The sequence below is a fragment of the Burkholderia anthinoferrum genome, assembly GCF_002925705.1.
In the GTDB taxonomy this organism is placed as follows: Bacteria; Pseudomonadota; Gammaproteobacteria; order Burkholderiales; family Burkholderiaceae; genus Burkholderia; species Burkholderia semiarida.
The window spans coordinates 82,965-94,493 of sequence record NZ_LFZP01000060.1; the positions used below are offsets into that span (position 1 = coordinate 82,965).

At 67.3% G+C, this 11,529-nt stretch carries 6 protein-coding genes and 1 pseudogene; all 7 read right to left on the reverse strand.

Annotated features, from left to right (window positions below; genetic code table 11):
• Window positions 1–239 precede the first annotated feature (239 nt).
• Window positions 240–1,961: a ubiquinone-dependent pyruvate dehydrogenase gene (gene poxB / locus C5F75_RS29335; RefSeq protein ID WP_059579660.1), complete on the reverse strand. Its 1,722-nt coding sequence runs from the start codon at window positions 1,959–1,961 to the stop codon at window positions 240–242.
• Between the two features lie 282 nt (window positions 1,962–2,243).
• Window positions 2,244–5,249 (reverse strand): ATP-binding protein, encoded by a 3,006-nt coding sequence (locus C5F75_RS29340; protein ID WP_104013148.1) that lies wholly within the window; start codon window positions 5,247–5,249, stop codon window positions 2,244–2,246.
• Window positions 5,234–5,464 (reverse strand): annotated as a pseudogene (locus C5F75_RS37410) (transposase); the annotation flags it as partial. The pseudogene C5F75_RS37410 and the gene C5F75_RS29340, both read right to left, overlap by 16 nt.
• Before the next feature lie 98 nt (window positions 5,465–5,562).
• On the reverse strand, window positions 5,563–6,222 hold the full coding sequence (locus C5F75_RS29345) for a response regulator (RefSeq protein ID WP_060316165.1): 660 nt from the start codon (window positions 6,220–6,222) through the stop codon (window positions 5,563–5,565).
• 350 nt (window positions 6,223–6,572) lie between these two features.
• Window positions 6,573–6,761 carry a hypothetical protein gene (locus C5F75_RS37415; RefSeq protein WP_081059181.1) on the reverse strand — a complete coding sequence of 63 codons (189 nt, stop codon included), beginning with the start codon at window positions 6,759–6,761 and terminating at the stop codon, window positions 6,573–6,575.
• A gap of 120 nt (window positions 6,762–6,881) precedes the next feature.
• Complete coding sequence (locus tag C5F75_RS29355; protein WP_059579835.1) at window positions 6,882–9,956, reverse strand: ATP-binding protein; 3,075 nt, start codon at window positions 9,954–9,956, stop codon at window positions 6,882–6,884.
• Between the two features lie 380 nt (window positions 9,957–10,336).
• Window positions 10,337–11,353 (reverse strand): hypothetical protein, encoded by a 1,017-nt coding sequence (locus C5F75_RS29360; protein WP_059579650.1) that lies wholly within the window; start codon window positions 11,351–11,353, stop codon window positions 10,337–10,339.
• Window positions 11,354–11,529: the final 176 nt, after the last annotated feature.

Sequence of the window (11,529 nt, forward strand, 5' to 3'; positions counted from 1 at the left end):
AACGCTCGCCAGCGATCCGGACCTGCCGCAGCATCGTCTCTCGATCGCGGCGAGATCGTCGGCCCGCGACCCCACGGCGGCGGTCGAAATGGGGTCGGGGGCATTGATGCGGAGTGCCATTCGCCCGCGCCCCACCCGCCGACGGCGTCGACGGTGGTCTTCGATGCCATGTGCGAGCAGGCGGCACTGCCGGCGCTGTGCACCGCGCGCCATGCTGATTGCACGACGCGCAGCACACGTCACCGCAAGTTGGTTCTCGCGAGTTCGACGATCTCGTCGCCGCGCCCGCTGAGGATCGCGCGCAGCATGAACAGGCTGAAGCCCTTCGCATGCGCGAGCTCGATCTTCGGCGGCATCGCGAGCTCGTACTTCGACGTGACGACGTCGACCACCGCGGGCCCGTCATGCGCGAATGCCGTACGCAACGCGTGCTCGACGTTCTCCGAATGCTCGACGCGCACGCTGAAAATGCCGGCGCCTTTCGCGATCGCCGCGAAGTCGGTCGGGCTCAGGTCGACGTTCGTGTCGAGATAGCCGGCCGCCTTCAACTCCATCGACACGAAGCCGAGCAGGCTGTTGTTGTACACGACGATCTTGATCGGCAGCTTGAGCTGGCGGGCACTCAGCAGATCGCCGAGCAGCATCGACAGCCCGCCGTCGCCCGACAGCGACACGACCTGCCGCCCCGGATGCGCGCCCTGCGCGCCGAGCGCCTGCGGCATCGCATTCGCCATCGACCCGTGGTTGAACGAGCCGTGCAGTTGCCGCTTGCCGTTCATCGTCAGGTAGCGCGCCGCCCACAGCGTCGGCGTGCCGACGTCGGCCGTGAAGATCGCATCGTCGGCCGCGACTTCGTCGATGATTTTCGTCAGGTACTGCGGATGAATCGCGCGGCCCGGCGGCTCGGCCACCGCGAGATCGTCGAGCCCCTTGCGCGCGGCCGCATAGTGCTTCAGCGCATTCTCGAGGAAGCGCCGCTGCGTCTTGCGCGTCAAGCGCGGCAGCAACGCCGCGATCGTCTCCTTCACCGTGCCGACGAGCCCGAGCGCGAGCGGCGCGCGGTGGCCGAGCTGCGAGCCTTTCCAGTCGATCTGCACGACCTTCGCGTTCGCCGGATAGAACGGCCGGTACGGGAAATCCGTGCCGAGCATCAGCAGCGTGTCGCACGATTCCATCGCGTGATACCCGGAGCTGAAACCGATCAGCCCCGTCATCCCGACGTCGAACGGGTTGTCCCATTCGACGAATTGCTTGCCGCGCAGCGCATGCACGACCGGCGCGCCGAGCGTGTCGGCCAGCGCGACCACTTCGTCGTGCGCGCCCTGCGTGCCGCTGCCGCACAGCAGCGTGACGGCGTCGGACCCGTTGAGCAGCGCCGCGAGCCGGTCGAGATCGGCATCGGCCGGCACGATCGACGGCGGCGCCGATTCGCTCCAGGCAGGCGCCTCGTCCGGGCCGTCGCCGAGCGCGATGTCGCCCGGCAGCACGATCACCGCGACGCCGCGTTCCTCGATCGCGGTGCGCATCGCCCGCGCCAGCACGCGCGGAAACTGCGACGCGTTCGTCACGAGTTCGGCGAAGTGGCTGCACTCGCGAAACAGATCCTGCGGATGGGTTTCCTGGAAATAGCCGAGGCCGATCTCGGTCGACGGGATGTGCGCGGCGATCGCGAGCACCGGCTGGTGATTGCGGTGGCAGTCGTACAGGCCGTTGATCAGGTGCAGGTTGCCGGGGCCGCAGCTGCCCGCGCAAACGGCGAGCCGCCCGGTCGACGCGGCATCCGCGCCGGCCGCGAACGCCGCGCTTTCCTCGTGCCGCGTATGCATCCAGCGAATCGAGCCGATCTGGCTCAGGCTGAACGACAGGCCGTTCAGGCTGTCGCCCGTCACGCCCCAGATGCGCTCGACGCCCGCTGCCGCCAGCGTCTTCGCCAGGTATTCCGCCATCGTCTGTCTTGCCATGATGCCCTCACAGTTAGGTTATCGCGATATGCGGCATCTGCCCCGCATGGGCGCATGATAGTCAAGGACGCAAACTGACGTCTGATCGGTGCAATCGCGGCCCGTTGCGCGCGGAACACCCGCGCGAAACCGGCCGTCACGCCGCGCGACAGCGGCAACGCGTGCGTGGACAGGATCTCCGCGAGCACCATGAACGCGCATCCGCTCGGCGGGCTCGGCTTCATCGGTTTCGCGGACGAAGTTCGCGCGCAGGAGGCGCAGCCCGGCGCGGCGCCATTCGGTTCAGATGCCGGCCAATCTCGCCAGCGCGGCCTCCATCGCCGCGCGTATCTCCGGCCATTCCCGCTTGAGCGCGTCGAGACCGCCCGCAGCCAGCATGCGCTCGCCTTTCGCGCATGCTTCGCTCGACTCCCCATCGCCGGCCAGCGCGAAACCGCCTCGCATCGAATGCAGTTCGCCGCGAAGGCATGCGACGTCCCCGCGCAGCAGCGCGGCATCGATCGTCGCCAGCGAATGCAGCGTCGAGGCACGCAATTTTTCGCGTATCTCGTCCGTCATGGGCGGCACCGGCCGGGCGGCACGATCGGCCTGATGCGACGCCGCAGCGCCGCGCCCTCCGTGGCGCCGCAACACCGCGCCGAGCGCATCGATCGACAGCGGCTTGAGCACGACCTCCGCGACGCCGGTCTGCGCGCAGCGCCGCCGATCCTCCTCGGTCGCATGCGCGGTCATCGCGATCACCGGCACCTTCGCGCCCTGCTCGCGCAGGAAGTTCGCGAGCGCGAAGCCATCGAGTTCCGGCATGCCGAGATCGGTCAGCACCACGTCGAACGGATGCGCGAAGAACGCGCGCATCGCCTCGACACCGTTCGCGACGAGCATGGCGTCGCAATGCAGCGCATCGAGCTGATCGCGCAGCAGCGCGCGGCTCGCCGGATGATCCTCCGCAACGAGCACGCGCAGCGGCGTCTCGCCCGCCGCGTATGCCGGCAACGACGACGCGGCGGAATCCGTCTCGTCGAACTCGGCGCGCAATCCGGACGGGGCGTCGCGCAACGGCAGCGACACGATGAACGTCGCGCCCTGGCCCGGCCGGGTCTCGACCGCCAGGTCGCCATGCATCAGCCGCGCGAGGCGCCGGCACAACGGCAGGCCGAGCCCCGTGCCGCCGAAGCGCCGGTAGATCGACGCATCGGTCTGGACATACACGTCGAACAACGTCGGCAGACTCTCCGGCGCGATACCGATACCGGTGTCGCGTACCACCACCTCGACGCCATGCGCTCGACCGTCGGCGCCCGTCGGTCGCGCGTCGATCGTCACGCTGCCGCGCTCGGTGAACTTGATTGCGTTGCTGACGAGATTCGACACGATCTGACGCAGGCGAGTGGGGTCGCCGACATGACCGTCGGCCAGCCGCGGATCGATCCTGCATTCGAGCGCGAGGTGCCGGGCGGCGGCGAGCGGACGGAAAATCGCCGCGACGTCGCGCACAACCGCACGCAAATCGAACGGCACGGCCTCCAGCACCATCTGGTTCGATTCGACCTTCGACAGATCGAGCACGTCGTTGATCACGCGCAGCAACGCATCCGACGACGACATCACCGTCTGCAGGCGTCGCCGCTCGTCGGCCGGCAACGGCGCGCGCTCCATCAACTCCAGATTGCCGACGATCGCGTTCAGCGGCGTGCGGATCTCGTGGCTCATCGTCGCGAGGAACGTCGACTTCGCCTTGTTCGCATCGTCCGCCGCCTGCCGGGCCTCGCGCAGCATGCCCTCCATCTGCTTGTGCGCGGTGATGTCGGTCAGCGTACAGAGCAACACATCGACGCCGCGATAGCGCGTACGGACGATGTGCGCGGCGAGAAAGGCCGTCCCGTCGCCGGCGAGACTGACCGGCAATTCGTGCGTGACGACACGTGGCGTCCGCCCACCCGCCATACTGTCGTGATAGGCCTGCCAGATGCGCTTGCCGAGCGGCGGCTCGGTTCGGGTGTCGTCAAATGCCTGCGCGGCCTCGTTGCGCACCATGGTGTCGCCGTTGGCGAGCGACAGCAGCATGAGCCCGGCCGGCGCCGTGCGAATCAGCGTGCGGTTCAGCGCCTCGCTTTCGATCAGCCGGATTGCACGACGGTTCATCGGGCGCAGCGCGCGTCGGTCGAACATCACGATCGCGAACCACACCATGCCGATCGCCAGCACCGCGAGACCGATCGCGATTCCGAGGCGGGCAGCCACGTCGTCGAACAGGCTGCGCCACGAGATGGTCGCGATCAACGCCGCGCGGAACCCCGCCATCTGGTCGCCGATGACGATATTCATGCCGACGCGATGGAGCGCCGCCCTTTCATCGCGCGCCCCTTGCGCAAAGTCGAGTGCGCGGGCAGTCAGCGCCGGATCCGCTTCGCGCCCCGTCAGGACATGCGCGCCCGGGGCGACCAGCGCGTAATCCTTGCCGACGGACGACGAACGCAGAAAATCGTCGATCGCAGGTCGCGTGACAAGGGCAAACCAGGCGATCGGCTTGCCCTGCGCGTCGCGTACTGCCTGCACGAACCGCAGCACCGAACGCCCGACGAGCGGGTCTTGTCGCCGGTCCAGCAGGATCTTCCGGTAATCCGATTCGGCCGCCGCCGATATGAACTCGGGCGGCGGCTGCAACTGCCGGATCAATGCCTTGATGTCGAAGCCCGCGGGCAGCGCCAGCACCTGCTTGACCAACGGATACCCGGCGACAATGACGAAATTGCCTTCCGGATCGATCAGATATCCGCCCATTCCCGGATCGCCGGGCTGTTGTGCCGGCATGGTGCCCGTGACCTCGCTCTGCGCGAGCAGCCTGCCCAGCCACGGAGCGTAGGCCTTTGCCGACTGCGATGACGAAGCGACCGCGAACGCGGCAAAGGCCACCCGCCCCGCCTCGCCAACGACGACCAGCCTGCCGCGATCGTCGGCGAAGCGCCCGAGCGTATCGGGCGCCACGGCCGTGCGGTTCCTGGCGATCAACTCGATGTTCTCGACATAGCGGTTCTGCAGCGCCCTGACCACCTCCATCTCCGTGAGCAGGTCGGCCTTGCGCACCAGAAACTCCGAACGGTACTGCGTAAGCGATTCCTGCAGGTCGAGTCGCACGACAAGTGCCGCGCAAACCAGCACGAACACCGTGATCGCCACACCGCTTCCGTACAGCAGCCATTGCTGCTGGCGCCGCACGCGCCCGGGCTCGAACGGCTTGCGGCCCGGGGCGGTAGCGTGCGCAATCAGCGCTTTCAGTTTGGTGGGCATAAGAGACGCTGGCAGAATGATTTTTGAAGTTGCCGCCAGCAGATGATGCATGCGGCGATTTTCATGAACGCCTCGCGTGTGGCAGCGAGGCGTTCGAACCGGATACGCAAGCGCCCGAAGTTGCGCAGCCATGCGAAGGGGCGCTCGACGCCCCAGCGGGTTTGTCCGAGGCCACCGCCGTGCGGCTCACGTCGACGGGCGGTCTGCGCAGCGATACTTTTGTTGGATTTTCCAGGTGTCGTGGAAGTCGCGTCGGCGCCGGTGCAGCCGCCCGCGCCGCCCGGGTCACGGTTACCGCCCGCCGGTTGCCCGTCTACGCATCGGTCCCAGGCATGTCGGGCAGATGGCCCTCGCTTGCATAGCGGATCAGATCCGCGTCGCGGACAATGCCGAGCTTCTTCATCGCGCTCGACTTCTGCGAGCTGATCGTCTGCTTGCTCCGGTGAAGCTGAATGGCGATCTCGCCGACCGTCATGCCGGCCCCGTAAAGCCGCACGACCTCGATTTCGCGGGCCGTCAGCGCACGCGTGCCCGTCGATTTCTCGGTGCCCTCGAGCAACTGCTTGACGAACGGCGACAGATAGTTCGCGCCGACATAGGCCGCGTGAACCGCGCCGACCAGATGCGAAATCGCATCGGACTTGCTGAGGATGCACCCCACGCCCTGCCGCTGGATCGCATGCAGCACACTGGGATTGTCGATCATCGTGATCGTGACGAGATGAAGCGCGGGATAGCGGCGCTGCAGAAACGACAACAACGTGAGGCCGTCGCCATACTTGCCGCCCGGCATCACGTAATCGACGACGAGCACGTCGCTCTGCTGCTCGTCGAGCATCGCCACCAGATCGGTCGAATTCGAGACAGTGCCGAGCAGCTTGATCGTGCTGCTGCCCGCGAGTGCCTGCGACATCCCGAGTGCGGACGACGGATGATCGTCCGCCACCATCACTCGCACAAAAAATTCATCCATCTTTATTCTTCTCCCGATACACGCGGCCCGACGTGCCATGTTGCGCGACGCGCCGGGATTCGAATCGATCTCGCAACGGTTGGATTGCGACGTTCAGCGAACCGGGCGGTGCGCAGCGTAATTTTAGGATAATAGACGGGTTCGGCGTCGCCACCGAGAATCGGGACGGGCGGCGCTTCCGCCGGTCCGCGCCCGTCGAGCTTCGACGCCACCGCCGACGCGCCGGCCGCCGGCTGGACCACGGCGCCGCGACGGCACGCACGTTCGGCAATCGGACGCCCACGCACACCCGATCGACGGCCCCCACACCGTCGATCCATCCCGTCCCGCAAAGCGCCTTGGCCCGTTGCCTAACGCCTGGCCACGGTCTTGTCCGGTTCATCCATCCTGTCGTCCGCAGCATGCTGCCACTCAGTGATCGCCCGCCGCTTCTGCGACGGCGACATCATCATGAACTCGTTCAGCCTCGTGAGAAAATCCCGTCTGGATTTCTCCGGTAGCGTCGCGAATCCAAGCAGCAGCCCGAACACCTTCCCCATATAGCGCACGGCCTTCGCCCTCCTTGTTCAATCGAAATCACGCGGCATCCGGGCGATGCCGCGTGTCTGCCTTCCCAGTCTGGATACGGGCGATCTACGCCGCAGTCGCATCGTTCATTTTTATCGTCCTGGCCAGTGCGCCGCCGCAGCCACGGCTGCTCTCGACGTCGGCCGTTCGTCCGCGGCGACGGCGGGAAACCGTATTCCGCGCTGTCGTGCGATACGGGCCAGGCTGCGACGCAGGTCGGCCAGCGTCACCGGCTTGGTCAATACGCAGTCGATGTTCGACGCCGCGTAACGACGCGCGTCCTCGGGCGTCAAATGCGATGCGACCGCGACCATGTCGCCAGGCAACATGCGCGCATGGACGGCTTCCGCGAGTTCGCATGCCGACATGTCGGGCAGGTCGGCGCCGAGCAGCAACACGTCCCACGCACCGCTCGCGAGCGTGTCGAGCGCGGCGCCGCCGGACGACACGCACCGGACCGCGCAACCGAGCACCTCGAGCTGCTCGCGGAAAATCGACCCGTTGACCGACGCGTCGTCGGCAACCAGCACGCGAGGCACACGCGCGCCGGAAGTTCCCGCGGGCCGATCGTCACTCCCTTCCCGCGCCGGCGGCCGCCGCTGCTCGGCCGTCGCGACGCGCGCCTGCTCGATCGCCGTGCACAACCCGTTCAACGAATAGCTCGACACGCGGATCGTGCGGCCCGCGACGTTCGGCTGCAGCGGGCCGTCCGGTGTCGCGAGTACGACCGGCGTACCGCCGCCGAGACTGTCGAGCTCGTCGCGCCGCCACTGCTCCGAATCGCCGAAGAGTACGATCGCGTGAGCACGCTCGAGGCACCCGGCGGCAATCCCGATCGGACTCGGATGCATCGCGACATCGAAACCCCATGCACGCAGATGCGGAAAGGCGAACGCGCGCCACGCGTCGTCGGGCGACACGACGATCAGTGTCCGGCGCTCGCCTGTCACGGCCCGGGATTTCGGCGCAATCTCCATGCGCAGCGGCAACCGAACGGTAAACCGGCTGCCGACGCCCGGCGCGCTGTCGACCGAAATCGTCCCGCCCATCGCCGCGACGAGCCGATCGCACAGCGCGAGGCCGAGCCCCGTGCCGCCATAGCGCCGGGTGATCGACGCGTCGACCTGGGAAAACGGCTTGAACAGCCGGGCCCGCTGCGCGGGATCGATGCCGATGCCCGTGTCCTCGATGCCGATCGCGAGTTCCGGTACGCCGCCCGTGCCTCGCCCCGCCACCACACGGGCGACGACGCGGCCTTCGCGGGTGAACTTGATCGCGTTGCCCAGCAGGTTGCCGACCACCTGCGCGAGCCGCGTCGGATCGCCGCGCATGCGCTGCGCGCCGCTCGCGTCGATGTCGGCGAACAGCGGCAATCCCTTCGCCTTCGCGATGGAGGAAAATGCCGCCAGTTCGCGCTCGATCACCGCGATCACGTCGAACTCGATCGACTCGACCGACATCGCGCCGGCCTCGATCTTCGAGAAATCGAGGATATCGCTGACGATCGCGAGGAGGCCCTCCGCCGATGCGCGCAACGTCTGCACGCGGCTCTGCTGCGATGCATCGAGCGCCGTGCGCTCGAGCAATTCGAGGTTGCCGAGGATCACGTTGAGCGGGGTCCGGATCTCGTGGCTCGTCGCGGCGAGAAACGACGACTTGGCGGCATTCGCCGAATCGGCCGCGCGCACGGCTTCCTCGAGCTGATGCACGAGCCGGCGCTGGGCACTCGTGTCGGCGAAGGACGCGATCATCACGTCCTCGCCCTGATAGCGCGCGCCGTGCGCGATGACCTCGAGATGCAGCGGCGCGGCGCCGGATGCGTCGAGCACGAGTTCGGTCGTCATCGTTCGGCCAGCGCCTTCGTCCGCGACGAACCCCTCGTATTGCGCGAGGACCTGCGCCGCCAGCGCCTGCGGGTCGCCGCCGTACGGCACGAGCATCTGCGCCAGCACGTCGCTCGCCAGTATCACGCGGCGATCGGATCGTGACACGAGCCCGATGCCGACGGGCGCCATTCCGATCACGCTGCGGCACAGATCCTCGCTGTCGAACACGCGTGCCGAGCGCGAGTAGACGGGCACGAGCACGCGCCGGTAGAAGCGCACCAGCAGCAGCCACATCACCGCGATCGCCAGCAGCGACGTCGCGACGAGCGCCCCGGCCTGCACGCCGATCGCGGCCGCGACATCGGCCAGCGACAGCGCATAGGCGATCGTCCAGCCGGTTGCGGCGAGCGGGCCGCGGAACACGATCGTGCCGTCGCGAAACATCGCCTCGGCCGGCGCCGCGTGCCCGTGCGCGACGTCCAGCGCGAGCAGGCGCGCGTCGAGCGCCGGCGTGCGCTCGACCCCGGGATCGATCGTGATGAGCCGGTTGTCCGCGGTCGTGATGAAGAACACGCCCGCCGCGTGGCGATCCTGCAGCCACGACAGCAGATATTCAGGCGCGTACTCCGTCACGAGCACCGCGAACGGCTGGCCGTCGGCGCGCGCCTGCGCGGCGATCCGGATGCGGGCCTGCCCCGTCACCGGGTTGACGTAGGGCGGCAACCAATGCACGTGCGGGCGACCGTCCGCGCCGACTTCGGGCGTGGGTGTGAAATCGATGCGCAACGCGTCGAGCACATGCGCGCGCGCCTCGGCCGTGGCCAGCGCCGGGTTGTCGCCCGACAGGTGCGGCACCAGACCGAACAGCCCCGTGCGCGTGCTGTAGTGGTAACCCTCCAAGGTGCGTCCGCGATTGAGCGAACTCGCCGCGCAGATACGCGACAGCATGAACGACAGCGCGAGGTAGCGCGCCACCTCGTCGCGCCGCGTCGTCTGGCCCGGCACGCCGACCACCAGCGACGGATACGGCTTGATCGCGAGTTTCTCGCCGTCGGCGAAGAATGCGTCGACGACGGACGCCGGCGCCGCATCGAGCTCTCGCCAGATCAGCTGCGTATTCGCGACGCCGTTGCGGAACGACGTCTCGCTCACCTGAATCTCGTCGACGGTTTCCTCGACGCCGTTCAGGAAATTGCGCCGCTCGCCGTCCAGATAGCCGTATACGATCGACACGATCCCGAGCCCGCAGGCAACGAGAATCAGGATCGTCACGACAATGGCGCCGCCGAACATCGAAATGCTCTGATAGCGGCGAATGGACTGAAGCGTGCTGTACGGCATGGCCTGGCGCGACGGCACGTCGGGTTCGGCGGTGAGCGGATGCTCGGCCCGGACGGACGTCACGATGGAATGAAAGGGATGGAGTTGTCCCGATCATGCCAAACGACTCGGGGGAAATCAGTCGAGTCAGGCCGATTTAGTACTCGTCTGAATAATTTGAATAATTGTTTTGAACTTGACCGAGTCTTTGATGCGACATTTCGACCGATCCGGGCCGCGGCGTCACGCGGAGAACGGCAAAGCGCGGCGTATGCAGAAACGAAATACCGCCGGCAAGCCGGCGGCAAAAGATGCGCCCACGCATCGCGTGTCGCACCTGAGGCACTCGATGAGGTGCGCGCGGATCATTCTCGAATGAACGCCCCGCGCGGCGCGCCCGCTCAGTTCTGCGTGAGCGGATTCAGCGTCGTGCACAGGAAGCCCGTGCAGTTCTTCGGCGCGAAATAGAACGACGCCATCACCGGCGGCACGGTGGTGCCGAGCGCGATGTCGCTCAGATACGCCGAGCCCTGCGCGCCGAACGTGTTCGCCTGCTGCACGAAGTTCGCGCCGGTCGACTGGATCGCGGCCGACTGGTACGTGAAGGTCGGCGACTGCGTCTGGTCCTTCACGTAGACCCACGAGATCGCCGTGCCGAACGCCATCGCGCCCTTCGCGCGGTAGCCTTTCGCGCCTTCGCTGTTGGCCTGCGCGATGAAGTCGCCGACCGTCGACGTCGGCGCCAGCGCGTCGTACGTATAGGTTGCGTTCGACGCGTCGTTCTTCATGTAGACGTTCGCCTGCACGGCCCCGACCATCAGCGGGCCGACGAACCAGTAGCCCGACTGGCCCTGGCCGTTCGCCTGTGTGAGGAACGCGTTCGCATCGGCCGGCAGCCCGGTCGTCGTGTACGTGTAGGTGGCCGACGAGCCGCCGTCCTTGCGATAGAGATCGCCGTACGTGAGCGGCCCTTCGTAGCGGTAGCCGCTCGCCCCTTGCGCGTTGGCCGTATTGACGAAGGACGTCATGTCGGCCGGCGCCGTCTGCAACTGATACGTGTAGGTCTGCGCGGTGCCGTCATTCACGAAGATCGACTGCGTGCCGCCATTGCCCGCAGCGTAGAAGTAGTCGCCCAGATAACGATAGCCCTTCGCGCCTTCGTTGTTGACCAGCGTCAGGAAACTGGCCCGATCGGCCGCGACAGGCTGCGCCTCGTAGCGCCAGGTCAGCGTGCCGCCGCCCGAGCCGCCCGAGCCGCCGTTGCCGCCGGAACCCGCGCCGCCCGTCCCGCCGCTGCCGCCGCTGCCGCCGTTGTTGGTCGTCCCCGAACCGCCGGACGACGCGGGCGATGAATTGTCGTCGCCGCCGCAAGCGGTCAGCGCGAGGCAGGTCAATGCGATCAGTGCAACGGCTTTCATCGGAATCACCTTTCAAACGAGCAGGACGAACGACGCCCGTACGCGCGGATCACACCGCACGCACCGACCATCACGAATCAGGAATCAGGAATCGGGGCCCGACAAGCGGCCGGCGGCATCCCGCCGGCCCGTCAGCGTCAGTTGACCTGAAGCTGGCCACCGCGGCCCAGGCCGCC

Bases quoted from the DNA above. Each gene is read 5' to 3' on its own strand.
- C5F75_RS29345 (WP_060316165.1), bottom strand. From the start codon at position 6,222: ATGGATGAATTTTTTGTGCGAGTGATGGTGGCGGACGATCATCCGTCG.
- C5F75_RS29360 (WP_059579650.1), bottom strand. From the start codon at position 11,353: ATGAAAGCCGTTGCACTGATCGCATTGACCTGCCTCGCGCTGACCGCT.
- C5F75_RS29355 (WP_059579835.1), bottom strand. From the start codon at position 9,956: ATGCCGTACAGCACGCTTCAGTCCATTCGCCGCTATCAGAGCATTTCG.
- poxB (WP_059579660.1), bottom strand. From the start codon at position 1,961: ATGGCAAGACAGACGATGGCGGAATACCTGGCGAAGACGCTGGCGGCA.
- C5F75_RS37415 (WP_081059181.1), bottom strand. From the start codon at position 6,761: ATGGGGAAGGTGTTCGGGCTGCTGCTTGGATTCGCGACGCTACCGGAG.
- C5F75_RS29340 (WP_104013148.1), bottom strand. From the start codon at position 5,249: ATGCCCACCAAACTGAAAGCGCTGATTGCGCACGCTACCGCCCCGGGC.